Annotated in this window: 14 protein-coding genes, 1 tRNA gene and 1 pseudogene; 11 read left to right on the forward strand and 5 right to left on the reverse strand. The window is 60.4% G+C overall.

What is annotated here, in order from left to right:
• The first annotated feature begins 101 nt into the window (after window positions 1–101).
• The 7 genes from M3668_RS05030 (at window position 102) to M3668_RS05060 (ending at window position 6,771) form a co-directional block, all read left to right on the forward strand.
• Window positions 102–947 (forward strand): segregation and condensation protein A, encoded by an 846-nt coding sequence (locus M3668_RS05030; protein ID WP_251380151.1) that lies wholly within the window; start codon window positions 102–104, stop codon window positions 945–947.
• Window positions 944–1,741: an SMC-Scp complex subunit ScpB gene (gene scpB / locus M3668_RS05035; protein ID WP_251379732.1), complete on the forward strand. Its 798-nt coding sequence runs from the start codon at window positions 944–946 to the stop codon at window positions 1,739–1,741. The genes M3668_RS05030 and scpB overlap by 4 nt, the downstream gene beginning before the upstream one ends.
• 77 nt (window positions 1,742–1,818) lie before the next feature.
• Entirely contained in the window at window positions 1,819–2,997 is a 1,179-nt protein-coding gene (locus M3668_RS05040; protein ID WP_251379733.1) for a pseudouridine synthase, read from the forward strand.
• The gene (locus tag M3668_RS05045) at window positions 2,997–4,121 is read left to right on the forward strand and encodes a prephenate dehydrogenase (protein ID WP_251379734.1); all 1,125 of its coding nucleotides are present in this window, start codon (window positions 2,997–2,999) and stop codon (window positions 4,119–4,121) included. Before M3668_RS05040 ends, M3668_RS05045 begins: the two co-directional genes overlap by 1 nt.
• A gap of 9 nt (window positions 4,122–4,130) precedes the next feature.
• Window positions 4,131–4,802: a (d)CMP kinase gene (gene cmk, locus M3668_RS05050; RefSeq protein ID WP_251379735.1), complete on the forward strand. Its 672-nt coding sequence runs from the start codon at window positions 4,131–4,133 to the stop codon at window positions 4,800–4,802.
• Window positions 4,803–4,892: 90 nt separating this feature from the next.
• Window positions 4,893–6,470, forward strand: coding sequence for a ribosome biogenesis GTPase Der (der, locus tag M3668_RS05055; RefSeq protein ID WP_251379736.1), 1,578 nt, complete (start codon window positions 4,893–4,895; stop codon window positions 6,468–6,470).
• A 227-nt stretch (window positions 6,471–6,697) separates the two neighbouring features.
• Window positions 6,698–6,771, forward strand: a tRNA-Pro gene (locus M3668_RS05060).
• Window positions 6,772–8,027: 1,256 nt separating this feature from the next.
• Here M3668_RS05060 and M3668_RS11120 read toward each other — a convergent pair.
• The 3 genes from M3668_RS11120 to M3668_RS05070 all read right to left on the reverse strand — a co-directional run bounded on the left by M3668_RS11120 (window position 8,028) and on the right by M3668_RS05070 (window position 9,827).
• Complete coding sequence (locus M3668_RS11120) at window positions 8,028–8,249, reverse strand: carboxylesterase family protein (protein WP_353055967.1); 222 nt, start codon at window positions 8,247–8,249, stop codon at window positions 8,028–8,030.
• Between the two features lie 62 nt (window positions 8,250–8,311).
• The gene (locus tag M3668_RS05065; protein WP_251379737.1) at window positions 8,312–9,358 is read right to left on the reverse strand and encodes an NADP-dependent oxidoreductase; all 1,047 of its coding nucleotides are present in this window, start codon (window positions 9,356–9,358) and stop codon (window positions 8,312–8,314) included.
• 82 nt (window positions 9,359–9,440) lie between these two features.
• Window positions 9,441–9,827 (reverse strand): DUF1304 domain-containing protein, encoded by a 387-nt coding sequence (locus M3668_RS05070; RefSeq protein WP_251379738.1) that lies wholly within the window; start codon window positions 9,825–9,827, stop codon window positions 9,441–9,443.
• Window positions 9,828–9,919: 92 nt separating this feature from the next.
• On the opposite strand from M3668_RS05070, the gene M3668_RS05075 reads away from it, so the two are divergent.
• The 3 genes and pseudogenes from M3668_RS05075 to M3668_RS05085 all read left to right on the forward strand — a co-directional run.
• Window positions 9,920–10,498: a TetR/AcrR family transcriptional regulator gene (locus tag M3668_RS05075; protein WP_251379739.1), complete on the forward strand. Its 579-nt coding sequence runs from the start codon at window positions 9,920–9,922 to the stop codon at window positions 10,496–10,498.
• A gap of 321 nt (window positions 10,499–10,819) precedes the next feature.
• Window positions 10,820–11,155, forward strand: coding sequence for a heavy-metal-associated domain-containing protein (locus M3668_RS11220; RefSeq protein ID WP_502948953.1), 336 nt, complete (start codon window positions 10,820–10,822; stop codon window positions 11,153–11,155).
• Window positions 11,156–11,347: 192 nt separating this feature from the next.
• Window positions 11,348–12,259: pseudogene (locus M3668_RS05085) on the forward strand (P-type ATPase actuator domain-containing protein); the annotation flags it as partial.
• Between the two features lie 331 nt (window positions 12,260–12,590).
• Here the strand turns inward: M3668_RS05085 and M3668_RS05090 are convergent.
• Together M3668_RS05090 and M3668_RS05095 are read right to left on the reverse strand one after the other, a co-directional pair.
• On the reverse strand, window positions 12,591–13,034 hold the full coding sequence (locus M3668_RS05090; protein ID WP_251379740.1) for a hypothetical protein: 444 nt from the start codon (window positions 13,032–13,034) through the stop codon (window positions 12,591–12,593).
• A gap of 1,735 nt (window positions 13,035–14,769) precedes the next feature.
• Window positions 14,770–15,633: an SDR family oxidoreductase gene (locus M3668_RS05095; protein WP_251379741.1), complete on the reverse strand. Its 864-nt coding sequence runs from the start codon at window positions 15,631–15,633 to the stop codon at window positions 14,770–14,772.
• Here M3668_RS05095 and M3668_RS05100 point away from each other — a divergent pair.
• Window positions 15,632–15,877, forward strand: a complete 246-nt coding sequence (locus M3668_RS05100; RefSeq protein ID WP_251379742.1) for a hypothetical protein — start codon at window positions 15,632–15,634, stop codon at window positions 15,875–15,877. The two genes, M3668_RS05095 and M3668_RS05100, sit on opposite strands and share 2 nt — an antisense overlap.
• The last annotated feature ends 8 nt before the right edge of the window (window positions 15,878–15,885 follow it).

The raw sequence follows: 15,885 nt of genomic DNA on the forward strand, positions 1-15,885 counted from the left end.
CTAAGCCTTGAAAGCCACTGAGTCGGTTGGCACAATAGAGAAAGATACGTTTCAACCGGTCTCACCCTGAGCCGACTGACACAGAAAGATTCGCTGCCGTGATGGTACCGACACCAGTACAAGAGCTCAACGCACCCCCGCAGACACCGGCGTCCGCCCCCTTTGCCCTTCACCTGAGCAACTTTGAAGGGCCCTTTGACCTGTTGCTCCACCTCATTACCCGCAAGAAACTGGATATCACCGATATCGCACTTGCTGAGGTAACCGATGGATTTCTCAGCTACATCAGCGGTGTCTTTGATGCAGACACCGACCGAGGCCTTAACACCGCCAGCGAATTTCTGGTCACTGCAGCCACCCTGCTGGATCTCAAGGCCGCTCGCCTTTTACCCCGAGGTGCTGCGCACATCACAGCTAATACCGACCTGCTTGAGGCACGCGACCTGCTCTTTGCTCGGCTCTTGCAGTACCGTGCCTACCGCGAAGTGACCGCTGTTCTAGAAGAACGGTACGTTGCCGAAGCCCACCGGTTCCCCCGTACCGTTGCCTTGGACCCCCGCTTTAGCAAGGTGCTGCCGGAGCTTGTTTTTGACCTAAGCCCAGAAGAGTTTGCACGTATTGCGGCTGCAGCGCTTAACCCTGCACGTGATAAAGAAGGCTCCTCGAGGCCAAGCTCCGAAGTTGAGACCGACCACCTACATATACCCCTAACGACTATCGCAGCCGAAGAAGCTCATATCATGGCGCAACTAGAAGAGCGGGGCAAAGTGACCTTTACCGAGATCATCACCGATGCTTCTGCGGTAGAGGTGGCGATCGTGCGATTTTTAGCGGTGCTTGAACTCTTCAAGGAGGGAGCGCTGCTCGTGGACCAACCGCAGACACTGGGTCCAATCACCGTCAGCGCGCCGCCCACTGCTGAACACGAGGAAAGGGAGGGCGCATGAACGAGAATAAGGCGCAGAACCCCGACTACACTGACAATGACCTCGATATTCTCAACAGTGGATCGTGGGGCTTTGACAGTGAGGATGAGAGCTCAGACTCTGCTAGTGAAGCTTCACCAGCCTCGGTAAGGGAACACAACCCCTGGGATAAAGAAGCCTCAGAACCTACGGCAGAACAAGAGGTTCAAGCAGAGAACCAGCTATCCCGGGTAGAACTTCAACCCGGCGGGATCAAGGCCGCCATTGAAGCGATTCTAGCTGTGGCGGACGTCCCTGTTTCAGCACGGGAATTTTCGGCAGCTCTGATTGTCTCAGAACATGCTATTGAGACAGCCCTAGATCAGCTCTACCGTGAATACAACGGCTATGACGACGGTGAGACCGTGCATGAACCTCGAGGGTTCGAACTGCGCCGCATCGCCGGAGGCTGGCGACTCTACGCTCGGCAGGGCTTTTCACCCTGGGTGGGACGATTCGTGGTAGGCGCTCAGAGCTCCAAGCTCAGCAGGGCAGCATTAGAAACCCTTGCCGTAATTGCCTACCAGCAACCTGCCACCCGCAGCTACGTGGCGCAGGTGCGCGGAGTGAATGTGGACGCGGCAATCCGCAACCTCAAAGCCCGCGGACTGATTACCGAGACAGTGCCCGATGAAAAGGGCATCACCCAGTACATCACCACTGACACCCTGTTAGAGAAACTCGGGCTAGAATCCCTTGACCAATTACCGGCGCTCGCCCCCTACCTGCCTGATGTGGACCAGGTAGCAAGCGATCCAGAACTCACCACCACCTAAAGATGTACCGGCCAGCCCGGTTAGACAACGAAACGGGCGCACAAAGCGCCCACCCACGAATGAAAGAGGTCATCACAATGGCATATGGAAACAATTCAGGACGAAGCGGTAACACTGGACGTGGCGGCGCAGGACGCGGCTACGGAAAGAGCAACGAATACCGCGGACGTGGCCGCTCTGGCGGTGCCGGTCGCGGAGGTTCCTCGCGCGGTGGATCTTCACGCGGTGGGTCTTCACGCGGTGGGTCTTCACGCGGTGGTTCAGAGCGCGGCTACGGTTCCTTCGGTGAAGGTGGCCGCGACGGTTCATCGGGTGGCGGCTTCAAGAGCAACCGCGGCGCCAAGCCCGGCACTCCCGGCGGACCCCGCAAGGCCGGTAGCGGTAAAGGCCCCAAGTTCCGTTCGGGTCAGCCCTTCGCCGGTGAGATGGGCGAATTCCGCCCTAACAACCGCGCTACCAAAAACTTTGGTCCCCACCGCCCCCGCCGTCCTAAGAACGCACCGGTAGACCACTACGAGTTCTACGACCACGAGGGCGTCCGCCTGCAGAAGCTCATGGCATCAGCCGGCGTTGCCTCGCGCCGCGTCTGCGAGGAAATGATTGAGGAAGGCCGCGTGACCGTCAATGACCAGCTGGTCACCGAACTGGGTGTGCGCGTTGACCCCACCAAGGTCAGCATCCAGGTGGACGGCATGACCATCCAGACCAACGACAAGCTGGTCTACATGGTCTTCAACAAGCCCAAGGGCGTTGTCTCATCTATGGAAGACCCCGATGGCCGCCCCTGCATTAGCAACTTCCTGCGCTCCTCCATGACCGAGCGTGTCTTCCACGTAGGTCGCCTAGACGTCGAAACCGAGGGTCTGCTTCTGCTGACCAACGACGGCGAGCTGGCTAACCGCCTGACCCACCCCTCCTACGAGGTGCCCAAGACCTACCTGGTGCAGGTACCCGGCCCCATGGAGCCCGGTATCGGCGCTGCCATGAAGAAGGGTCTGCGCCTTGAAGACGGCGTAACCCGCGTGGACGAGTTCAAGCTGGTTGACTCTACCCCCGGCCACGTGCTGGTTGAAGTGACCATCCACTCCGGCAAGAACCGCATTATCCGCCGTATGTTTGAGCAGGTAGGCTACCCCGTCGAGAAGCTGGTCCGTGTAGAGATGGGCCCGCTGCACATCGGCTCACAGAAGCAGGGCACCGTGCGTAATCTCTCTAAGGTAGAAATCGGCAAGTTGCTGGCATCGGTGGATATGTAATGAGCGCTTTCTCAGCTACACTGACCGGCCCCGTGCTGGTGATTGGCGCGGGGCTCCTGGGAGCATCTGCCGGGCTGGGGCTGCGCAACCTGGGCTACACGGTTTATATCAGCGATATCTCGCCTACGGTTGAGGCTGTCGCTGAGGATATTGGGGCCGGTACCTCCCTGCGAGCTGTTGCAGAAGAGTGGGGCGCAGAAGCCGGCTTCGTTTTAGAACCGCAACTGGTAGTGGTGGCAGCCCCACCGGATGTCACCGCTGAACTGGTCGTTAAGGCTCTGGGCGAATACCCGCAGGCTTTCGTCATTGATTTGGCATCGGTGAAGTCCGCCATCTTGGCTGATGTGCTGGCTTCCGGTGCTGATGCTACCCGCTACCTGGGCACCCACCCCATGGCCGGCCGCGAGAAATCTGGGCCGGTAGCTGCCCGCGGCGAACTCTTCGCAGCCCGCCCCTGGGTTCTTTGCGAGCACCCACTGGTGCGCCGGGAACTGGTCAAACTAGCCCAGCAGGTAGCCGTTGAGCTGGGCTCAACTGTAACCTTCTTGGACGCCAGCGAGCACGACCGCACCGTGGCACTGATTTCTCACGTGCCCCAGGTGATGTCCTCCCTGCTAGCTTCCCGCTTGCAGGACACTCCGCTCTACGCACTCGGGCTGGCAGGGCAGGGGCTGCGCGATACCACCCGCATCGCGGCGTCCGACCCCAACCTCTGGGTGCAGATTTTGGCGGCCAACGCGCAGCCTGTCGTTCAAACTCTCTACGGGGTACGCGAAGACCTAGAGCGTCTTATTTCAACGCTTGAGGCTCCTACAGACTCAGGATCCCGGCTCGATATTGCCCAGCTGATGAGTGAAGGCAACCACGGTGTAGCCCGCATTCCGGGTAAGCACGGCGGGGCACCACGCGCCTTTGCCCAGCTCACCGTGCTGGTGGATGACACCCCCGGCACGCTATCTCGGCTACTACACGAGATTGGCGAGCTGGGCGTGAACCTCGAAGATCTACGGTTGGAACACTCGCCGGGTGCCCCCGTGGGTATGGCAGAAATTTCTGTTAACCCTAGTGAACACGAAAAACTAGTTGATGACCTCACCAGCCGCGGCTGGAAGGTTGTCACGTAAGGTAAAACTATGACTGACACACTTGTTATTGCAATCGACGGCCCCTCCGGCTCGGGTAAAAGCTCGGTTTCTAAGGCAGTTGCACGCCACTTCAACCTGGAATACCTCGACACGGGTGCTATGTACCGTGCCCTGACCTGGTACTGCCTGAACGAAAAAGTAGACGTAGAGGACGCCACAGCGCTGGTTACTGCCGCTCGCACTTTCCCTTACGTGCAGGGCACCAGCCCCGATGAAGAGGTCATTGAGGTGGGGGGAGTGGACGTACGAGAAGCGATCCGCGAGCCCCGTATCTCTGAAGCCGTCTCATCGGTTGCTTCCAACCTGGAAGTACGTCAGATTTTGATTGACTTGCAACGCCGCTTTATTGCTGAGGCACAGAATGGCATGGTAGCCGAAGGGCGCGATATCACCACCGTGGTAGCCCCCGATGCGGATGCTCGTGTGTTGCTCACCGCTCGTGAAGAGGTGCGTCTGGCTCGCCGCGGCCTTCAGCTGGGGGGTACCCAGAACAAGGATCAGCTGGTTCATCAGGTATCAGAGCGTGATAAGAAGGATTCAAAGACCACTAGCTTCACCGAAGCAGCGCCAGGTGTCACCCTGGTGGATTCCAGCGACCTAAACTTTGAAGAAACCATCGATGCAGTGATTGCGGCAGTTAATACTGCTTTGGGCCGCTAACGGCGAGCCCGTACGCACCATCGATTAGACTACACAAGAACGAAGAATCTGCTGCGGCACGTGCCGCGGCAGGGATAGAAGGAGAGGCACATGGCAGAAGAACAAGCACCCCATGATGACTACGAAGTAAAATTTCTGGGCGGCGGTGAGGATGACGTCTCAGAACGCCTAGCTGAGATTGATGATGAAACTGCTGACCAGCGCGCTGAAGCCCTGCTAGCAGGCCTGCAGGATTACGACCTTAACGAAGAAGACCGCGCCATGCTGAGCGCCTGGGGCTTCGACGTGGATGAGGACGATGACCAAGAAGCTGACCCCGTGGTGGCGATTGTTGGTCGCCCCAACGTCGGTAAATCCACCATCATCAACCGTATTCTGGGCCGACGCGAAGCAGTAGTTGAAGATAAACCTGGCGTTACCCGTGACCGCGTTTCTTACAAAGCCGAATGGTCTGGCAAAGATTTCACCCTGGTCGATACCGGTGGTTGGGAAGCCGATGCTAAGGGTATTGATGCTCAGGTCGCTGCACAGGCAGAAATTGCTGTGGCACACGCCGATGTTGTGCTGCTGGTGGTTGACGCCCTGGTCGGCATTTCGGCAACTGATGAGTCCATTGTGCGCATGCTACGCCGCGTGGATAAGCCCATCTTGCTGATTGCCAACAAGATCGATGACACCCACCAGGAGCCCGACGTGCACGCTCTCTGGGCACTAGGTATGGGCCAGCCCTACCCGGTGTCTGGTCTGCACGGTCGCGGTCTGGCTGACCTGCTGGACGCCGTGCTGGAGGTTATGCCCGAGCACTCCCAGTACGCTGAGCCCGAAGCTCTAGGTGGCCCCCGCCGCGTCGCCCTGATCGGTCGCCCCAACGTTGGTAAGTCCTCACTGCTCAACAAGCTGGCAAGCGAAGAGCGCGCTGTGGTGAACGAACTTGCGGGCACCACGCGCGACCCGGTGGACGAGATCGTGGAGCTGGGCGGACGTCCCTGGCGTTTCGTGGACACCGCCGGTATCCGCCGCCGCGTTCACATGGCCAAGGGCGCAGACTTCTACGCCTCGTTGCGCACCCAGACTGCCATCGAGCGCGCTGAGGTAGCCGTGGTACTGCTGGATGTTTCAGAGCCGATCTCTGAGCAGGACGTTCGCATCATCCAGATGGGTATCGATTCTGGCCGTGCCATGGTGCTGGCCTTCAACAAGTGGGACACCCTCGATGAAGACCGCCGTGAGCTGCTAGAGCGCGAAATTGACCGCGATTTGGCCCATATCAAGTGGGCACCTCGCGTCAATATTTCGGCAAAAACTGGCTGGCACAAGGACAAGCTGGTCCCCGCTCTGGAACACTCACTGGATAGCTGGGATTCCCGCATCCCCACCGGTCGCCTCAATGCCTTCCTGGGTGAAATCGTTGCTGCCCACCCGCACCCCCTGCGTGGCGGTAAGCAGCCCCGCATCCTCTTTGGCACCCAGGTTTCATCCCGCCCGCCTAAGTTCGTTCTCTTCACCACCGGCTTCCTGGACCCCGGCTACCGCCGCTTCATCCAGCGCCGTCTGCGTGAGACCTTCGACTTCACCGGCACTCCCATTGAAATCACTATGCGCGTGCGCGAGCGCCGCACTCTCGGTGAGCGTCAGGCTGGCAAGAGTTCTAAGGGTGGACGCCGCTAGGGCAGAAGACTGTAACCTGTAGTGATTGTCCGGGGGAGGGCTCGCCATGAGCTCTACCCCGGCTTTCCTTTCTGCAGAATATTTCACTGTTCAAGGCAGGTTGATGTGTGATGGAGAACGCGTTGTAAAACTCCTAAAAAGGGCCTTGCAGAATTTGGCACAGTCAGAAAAAACTGTGTATAGTAATACGAGTGCTCAGGGAAGCCGCAAGGCTAAACAGAGACAATCGGGTTGTGGCGCAGCTTGGTAGCGCACTTGACTGGGGGTCAAGGGGTCGCAGGTTCAAATCCTGTCAACCCGACACAATAAAACTAGCTTTGACTAGGTGAAACAATAAAATCCCACTTCGTTATGAGGTGGGATTTTTGTTTAAGGACACAGGACGAGACACAAAGCGCCGAGAGGCAGGATGCTCTCACCGAGCGCCGGGAGCTCATTGAGCAACGTGCTAACGAGATACTCGACCGCGCTGTCAGCGAGAAGCAGGACTGGGCGCTTGGACTCGGAGAGTCACCTGCCGAACAGCGAGCAACGGCGACGTGGCGCCGCGAAGCGCGCACGGTAGCGGCGTACCGCGATCGTTACGGGATCACTGCGAAATCGCCACTAGGTCGAGCCCCGGATAGTGATGCTCAGAAGATCGGTCTCGCACGGGCAGCTGTTGCGCTGACACGGCTTCGCGACATTGCCGCGCAGGCGTCAGCGGCAAACACGCACCGGACACAGGGGCGTGACCGGCTCGGACTCATGCGTTGAACTTAATCGGCCTGACTCTCGTTCCAATCGTGACGGAGAAAGAGTCAGGCCGATTCAAGTCGCGGCGATCGTCTTTGCGATCACACAGGTCGTAAAGGCTTCCGTACCCTCCGAAGACGTCTCCGCATACCAGCTAGAGGGGCGACAGGAAATGGGCATCTAGGGCCCCGGGGCCACCGAGTTCGCCTGAGGTAGCTCGCCGCTGGTGTCCAAGCCGACCGCGATGCAGAGCGCGAGCTGGAAGGCGCACTCCGCGGGCTCTGACCGAAAGCGGTGCGAGGCGCGTCCAGCTCTACTAACGCCACCGACCCCTTCGACATGTTCTCGAACATACCCCGCATGTCGGGATTTCCGACCGGGTACAGATGCGGCTCAGCTAACAAAGTTCGACTCCGCAGTCGCGTTGATCCGCGTAGAAGGCAGCCGCGAGGCGAGGTGGGCCGTTACCAACAAGCTCGGCGGCGATTGTGTGTCCATTTGGGATAGGTGGATGGCGAGTAGTCGATTAACTGGGCTCATGCGACGCTGCGCCGCGGGGCTGATCGCGATCTGCTGCCCAGGAATGGCAGGCTGGGAGTGACACGTTCCTGGAACTCGTCAAACGCTTAGTTTGACCAGGTACCCGCCTGGCAGGCGAGGCTGTTTTTCAGTCGAGTGAATGGGAAGGCGTGCAGGTAGTCCTTCTCAATCGATCTGAGATCCTACTGCGGTCGACATTTCGGCGATTGCTCGCCCTTCGCAGATATGGATTGCGGGCGGGGAGAGACGATACACGGCATCGTTCCCTGTGTTCGGAGGCTCTCACGAATCCGGAGCTGCCTCTGTGCTATCAGGAAAGGTTGACGCAGAGTCAGATCGAACGTCTATGCGGTGTGTCGCGCCCACTCCGATCCGCTGGCGAGGATTGGACCCGAATTGGGTCGCGTCCCGCACGCCATCCCATGGCTCCGCCGGTTGCGGGCCTCGCAGGCGCAGCTGGCCAGTGACAGGTGCGGTGAACGCGAGCCCGCGCCAGGTTTCCACTCCGCCGGATCATTGCCTCTGGACGAGGCCGCCGTCGACGTGAACGACGAGGCTGTCGTCGTTCACGCGTCCGCCTCGCTCTCGCTCTCGGTGTCGGCGGGGATACGGACGAGCATCTTGCCGGTGTTGGCGCCGCGCATCATGTCCAGGAACGCGTCGACGGTGTGGTCGATGCCATCGACGATGGTCTCGTCGTAGGCGATCTTCCCTGCGGCGAACCACGGGTTGATCTTCTCCTGGAACTCCGCACCCAGGTGCAGGTACGCGGCCAGGGTGAAGCCCTTCAGGGTGAGGGCGCGGGTGATGATGTTGGCGAGGTTGTCCGGTCCGGGGGCGCGTTCGGTGGTGTTGTATCCGGCGATCGCCCCACAGAGGGCTGCTCGTCCGCCGTCGTTGAAGGCGTCGAGGGCGGCTTCGAGGTGGTCGCCGCCGACGTTATCGAAGAACACGTCGATGCCCTCGGGCGTGGCCTGCGCGAGTTGGCCGCGCACGTCACCGTTCTTGTAGTTAAACGCCGCGTCGTAGCCGTACTTCTCGGTCAGCAGAGCGACCTTCTCGTCGCTGCCGGCGGAACCGATGACCCGGCCCGCGCCGAGGAGCTTCGCGATCTGCCCGACCGCGGTGCCCACCGCACCGGCCGCACCGGAGACGAACACCGTCTCACCCGGGTGGAGGTTCGCGATCGCGGTCAACCCGACATACGCGGTTAGCCCCGTCATCCCGAGGATGTGCAGGCGCAGCGAGGAGGGCACGCCGGGCAGATCCGGCACGGCACGGAACGTCGCGGCGGTATCCTGCACGACGTCGCTCCACCCGTGCTGGTGTAGCACGAGGGTGCCCACCGGCAGCTCCGACGCCTCCGAGGCGATGACGCGGCCGATCGCACCGCCAGTGATCGTCTCACCGAGCTGATACGGGGCGACATAGCTGCGGACATCGTTCATTCGGCCCCGCATGTATGGGTCGACCGACACGAACTCGTTGCGCACCCGCACCTGCCCGGCCTCAAGCTGCCCCAACGGCACCGTCACGGTGCGGAAATCGTCGTGGGTAGGCCAGCCCTCCGGGCGGGCAGCGAGCTGTATCTGGGTACTGATAGTCGTGGACATGTGCGGTGTACTCCTGCGTGTTTGTGACGTGTAGATGGATACGTTGGGGGATCGAACCGTGATCCCGAACGGAGCGTGAGGATCAGAAAACAAGCCCGATAATCAAGGCGATGACACCGAGCAGCGGCAGGACACCCTGCTTGAGGGCCGCGCCCCGCTTGTCAGGGCTGGAGGCAAAAAGTACGAGTGCTGCGGCAGCCATCGACCCGGCACCGGTGAGCACAAGGGTTGTGCCGACCGCGGTCGCGCCTGAGGCGAAGAAGGTGATGCCGACGGCGACGGCGATTGCGAGGAACAGGTTATAGAAGCCCTGGTTGAACGCGAGGCTCTTGGTCGCCTCGGCCTCCTCTATCGTGGTGCCGAACGTAGCGCGTGCCTTCGCGCCCGTCCAGGCGATGGACTCCATGTAGAAGATATAGACGTGGATCAGCACCGCCAACCCGGCAAGCACGAGACCTGCGATGACCATGATGCGTTTCCCCTCACTGGGCTCCCGCCCGTTCTGTAATGACTCTTCCAGTATATACTGGACTGACCGTTACGGAAAGAGTGAGGTAGACCATGGCCCGAACGCAGACCTTCGACCGCGACACCGTTGTGCGCGCCGCCCGCGCCGTCTTCTGGGAACACGGTTATGACGGCGCCTCTATCCCTGACCTCGAGGATGCCACCGGTATCCGCCGCTCCAGCCTGTACAACACCTTCGGCTCCAAACGCGGACTCTTTGATGCGGCCGTTCAGTCGTACCTCGACGAGGTCATCCGCCCCCGCCTGCGCCCCCTCCAAGACGACCCGGTCGCACCCGATGCCCTCACGGGCTACCTGACCGGGCTGCGGGACGCGTTCGAGAGTCTCGACTCCATGTCCGCCACCAACGGATGCCTTCTGGTGAACACCGCGCGAGAGTCGATCGCTCGCGACCCTGCCGTGGTTCGGGTCGTCGCCGATTATCGGGCCGAGCTCGCCTCGGCGATCGGGCGGGGCGTGCGCGCCCAGCGCCCCGCATCGTCACCCGCGCAGACGGATGATCTGAGGGAGAACATCGTCGCGCTCGTCATCGCAGCATTCGCGCTCGCCCGTGTTGACGGGGCTCAAGCGCGCCACAACCTGACCCTGGCGATCCGACTCGCCCAGGACTGAGTGGAGCTGCGCTGGGGCGATCGATTAATGGCTTCCCGCAAGCGATGGTGGTGGCGGCAACGTCGTGCCAAAACGGGTCATCGAGTGGTATTTACGCGTGGGGTTTATTCGGGGGTGCTCACGGATCGCCACGGCGCCCCGGGCGTCGTCGCTGGCGTCGCCGTCCGCGGCTGCCACGGACTGATGGGTGAGAAGTGGTTCGGCTGCGAGGGTAGCTGGTTGCTTCGAGGGGTTACGCATATACCCCTACGGGGTATCATTGTAGATGTGTCTCGAGTCATCGATCATTGGTGCTCGACCAATCCTCTGGAGGTATACGTGATGCGGAGTCCTGATGTGCAAGACCTGGGGTGGAGCGCTGCGGGAGGGGGGTGTGCATGCCGCGCCACCACTTTGTCTGCACAGGAAGCTGCCGTGTCAACGCCTGCTGCTGGGGCTGTTGTCGCTGAGTATCTGGTATCGGGCATGACCTGCGCTCATTGTGTGAACGGCGTCAGCGAGAAACTGTCTGCTTTGCCTGGCGTGGCGAGCGTTGTAGTCAATTTGGATTTAGGGCAGAGCTCGAAGGTGAACGTTCGCAGCGTGGCCCCGCTTAATCTCTCGCAGGTCGCTGAAGCTATGGATGCAGCGGGATATCAACTCGTTGGGAAGAGCTGACATGCGCCCGGAGCGCGAAGAGAATCGTCGTCTCCAGGGCACTGACCCAATGAGAGGGATTCTCCATTGAGTAAAGAACATCAAGGACATCACGCACACGAACCAGAGCCCGCGTCTGGCGATGCGCATCACCACAATGGGCAGGCCTCCGAGAATAGTCCTCTCCCATCAAGCGCTGAACATGGCAACCATGTGTCACATGACCGCGATGGGGTGACGTCACACGTCGTTGCCGGAGCTGATTCCGTGCAGCATGACACTCATCATGGGCACGGGGCCAGCCACGATCGGGCGCATGGTGCTCGAGGCGAGCATTCCGAGCATGGTGATGCGCTAGCGGCCCCCGCCAGCCATGCCGGTCGCGCGGGTCATGTGGCGAAGTTTCGCCGCTTGTTCTGGATCATGCTGGTTCTCGCTGTTCCGGCGGTGGGCTTCAATGAGATGTTCGCCCATGTCATTGGCTACCACCTAACGGAAGCGGGCTGGGTGCCCTGGGTATCGACCGTGCTGGGTGCAGTAATCTACTTCTGGGGCGGGTGGCCGTTCCTGACCGGTGCAGTCAGTGAGATCCGTTCCCGTAAGCCCGGGATGATGCTGCTGATCGGGCTTGCGATCACTGTGGCGTTCGTCGACTCCTGGGGGGCGAGCACGGGGCTGCTGAGTCACGAGCTGAACTTCTGGTGGGAATTGGCGCTGCTGGTCGTGATCATGCTGGTCGGGCACTGGATCGAAATGCGTTCCCTTGCGCAGACCACCTCGGCGTTGGATTCGCTGGCGGCGCTGCTGCTGGATGAGGCGGAGAAGGTCGTCGGGGATGAGATCGTGAAGGTCGCCCCCGCTGATCTGGTCGTGGGTGATGTGGTGATCGTGCGTCCGGGTGCGTCGGTGCCTGCGGATGGGCGGATCGTGGACGGGGCCGCGTCGATGGACGAGGCGATGATCACGGGCGAGTCCAAGCCGGTGCGCCGCGAGACCGGGGACACGGTCGTCGCGGGCACGATCGCGACCTCACCTTCAGTCCCGAAGTCCGTGTCCACACTGTGGGTGGTCGCCGACGGCGGGAGCCAAGCGCTGATTGTAAAGGCGCATCATGCCGCAACGAGACCATGAATCCGATCACAGTAGATTTCTTGGAGTAGACGTTCGGAAGAGCAAGCTGACAACAATCAGAACGACGTGTTGATGCGGTGGGAGCTTCGCTAATGCTCCCAACTGCATACAGATATGACCGATGTGTGTAGTCCTAGGAGGTTTATTTAACCTCCAGCTCATCGCTCGCTGTCGCGTCCTGTGAGCAACTCAGCTTAAGCTTCAGTTCGCTGGTATCAACCAGCTCAAGTGAACCTTTCGCAAGGAGGTCTTCGTCCTGAGAGCAATGGACCACTGAAAGGCAGATCGATGCTGTTCCTTGAATAGTGGGGAGCCGATTGCGAAGTCATCCCTCTTGTGAGGGGATGCGCTGCCAGCCCGGTAATACGGAGTTCAGTTTCTGCCCTGGGGTCCACGCTCGTACTTGGGAGCCAACAAGCGCTCCTGGGTAGGATCCGCTCCAACCCATCTCTTTGTAGACATCCTTTCCTGTGTTTTCAACCCAGATTAGTGACTTCCGTTCGGTAGTGAGCCAGGCCTGGAGGAACTCGGTCTCGATCAGGAGCTCGTTCTGGCCAACGTTGACGGAGTGGCGTAGAACGGCGATGAGTCGGCCGCTCGTATCGGTCCATTCGTTGCGACCGTTCCATCGCAGGATGTCTGGTGCGCGACCAAAGAACTCAGGTGCAGGAGCGTCGAAAGAGATTGTTTCGAGGTTGCCTGGCGCGTACTTGTTTTCGCCGAGGAGCTCCCACACAGCTGATCGCGTTGGAACGCTGAGTGGATCCATCCATTCGAAGTCCACTGAGCTTAGGGTCTCGCCGTGGTGATGCCTGAAGGGATATTCGCCAACGTACCCGTGGTAACTCGTGGGGGCCGGGACATCCCAAGGCCGTTGATCAGGTCCTGTCCCTCTAGTTCACTCAAGGCAACGGGAAGATCGTCGGTGCTCTCCATATGGGTACAGAGGTTGGTCCAGACTTGGTGGGTGCGCTTCGCGATCGTGTGCCGCTTCGAGAATGCAGCGGGTGGCATCGCGAACGAGACGATCAGTAGCACTTGTCGTCCATAGCAGCGCTGTAGACCACAAGCGTGTTGTCTCCGCGCCGACTTGGTCGATCGGTCTTTTACTTCCCCAGCGGATTAAGCGGTCGACCGCGTCGCTGGTGCCGTGACTAGTGTGCAGCCACCCGGTGAGAAATTGATCTCGGGTCGCCATGGTGAGTCCGCTGAGGAATTCGTGGAGGAGGTCGGGGTTGAGTGGGTGGCCGGGGCGGGCTGCGAGCCTGAACAGCATCTTGAGGCTTCTGTCGAAGGTGTCACGCTGATGCAAAGCGTTGGTGATGATGCTACCAGTGTCGGAGGTGATGGTAGAGACAGTATCTCTCGAGGGATAAAGTCCGGGTGGATCGTTGCACGATACAGTAATTATTAAGCGCTAGAAGCCGCATTGGAAGGGCAGAGTTCCGTGGGCAGTTCATTGGGATGTTTGGCGCTGTCGATGCGGTTGCACGACATGATCGATCGGCGGAGTCACCCAGTCTCTGACTACCGTCTGGCGTGGATTGAGTGCTGCGGGAGCCGATGGTGCACACCAGCCAGCAATCCGACTTCATTGAAGAGAAGAGCACTATCCGTCGTCACCCATTCGCTCTGCTTCTGCGTCGTTACGGCGTGCTTCATGCTGATAGCTGTCTACAATTCCCTGAAGGGTCCGAGCCGACATCGGGTCTTCACTGCGCAGACACGGATCATCTGGTCGCGCCTCTGCAGACGCTCGTCGAGACAGGTAATACTGTCGTCGCGGCAGAGCAGCACGATATGCGTGTCATCGCAGTGTCCAACCATATGATCAATCTAGGGCCCGGTGCGGGCAACGCTAGCGGGACCGTGGTTGCAGCTGGCACGCGCGAGCACGTCGCGGACAAAGGTGTTGGTGCTTTTCGCGGGCTACTTCGTTTCCGCAATGCAAGCAGCCACCAACGTGACCCCATCGTGACGAGTGTGTCGCTGTGCGATTTGAACATCACACAGCGACACACTCGACGAATTCGTGGTCTTAGGCGGGGAGCTTAGAGGCCAGGACGTCTAACTTCTCGATCTTGGGCTCGCTGAACAGTTTGCCGGTTTGCTCTCCGAGAGCGGTTGCTAATGCGCCCGACAGGTGCGCGTCGCGACCTTGGAAACGATCGTATCACAGAACACAGTAAGGTGCGTCACTGCATACTGCGGACACTGCCACGCTGAACGGGGCTGGAGAAGTGGCGATAAGCTCCAATAAGATCCGAAATGCGTTAGGCAACTCCACCGCTTTGAGGCATCGTTTAGACGCGCCCGATGGCCCTCAGCTGCGCGCTGAAGAGTTCATCCAACGGTGGTGCGAGTATCGCGCGGAGATGAGGGTCGTCGTTTTCGTCCATTACGACCTCGATGCGTTCGAAGAGTATGTGGTTGAATCAGCGGCGGTGAAGGCTCGTTGCAGCGCCCGCCGGCGATAGAACGCCGGCGGGCGCTGGCTGGGTGGTTTAGGCCAGTGCGGAGAGGAGTCCGTCTTTGAGGCTGGTGGTGGGTCGCCCGATGAGCGTAGAAAGCTCGCCAGTCGTGCCCGCGAGGAGACCATCGGCGATGTTCGCATCCAGGGCCGCCATGAACTGCGCGACCTCCTCGGGCATCCCAGTCCCGACGAGCATCTCGACAAGCGTCGGCCCATCCACGCGCTGATAAGTAACAGGTTTCCCGATAATCTGCCCGATTGTGGCCGCAAGCTCATCGTAATCCCACGCCTGGTCTCCGGAGAACTCGTACACCTTGCCACTATGACCCTCACCGACCAGCACGGCGGCGGCACCATCGGCATAGTCGCGACGGGAGGCGCTCGCAACGCGGCCGTCGCCGACCGCCGCGACAACGGCTCCGGTCTGGCGGGCGGTTGCCACCTGCGGCAGATAGTTCTCGGTGTACCAGCCGTTGCGCAGGATCGTGTAGTCCAGTCCTGACGCGGTCAGGTATTCCTCGGTGGCCTTGTGCTCGGGCGCGAGCACGAGATCGCTCGTGGTCGCCTTAGATGCGCTGGTGTAGACGACGCGACCCACTCCCGCGGTCTGAGCGGCGTCGATGACGTTGACGTGCTGCGGTACCCGTTGGTCGACCTCGCTGCCCGAGACCAACAGCAGCGTCTCCACGCCGGTCAGTGCTGACTCCAGGGCGGCGCGGTCTACGTACGAGGCGACGCGCACCTGCACACCCTTCTCTGCTAGGGGCTGCGCTTTCGCCGGGTCACGCACGATCGCGACTAGGCTTGCCGCCGGTCGGGACTCGAGCAGTTTGTCGACGACGAGGCCGCCGAGGTGACCGGTGGCGCCGGTGACGGCGATTAATGAATCCGACATGGGAATCTCCTTAGTTGCTGATGACTTAATAGGTGAGGACGATGAACCCGAGCGCTGCGCTGGCAACGGCCAGCACGCCGAGAATAGTGGGGAACAGCGGGGGCTCCTCGCGACGAATTTGGGTCACGATGGCGCCCAGGACCTCGAGCGCGCCGATGACCGTGCCGGTTCCATTCTGCGAGTGGAAGCGTCGGGACCCTCCCATGACGGGAGTAGGGCCGCCGATTCAGAAGAATACTTGTAGCGTCAAGT

Source organism: Rothia sp. P100, from assembly GCF_023712425.1.
In the GTDB taxonomy this organism is placed as follows: domain Bacteria; phylum Actinomycetota; class Actinomycetes; order Actinomycetales; family Micrococcaceae; genus Rothia; species Rothia endophytica.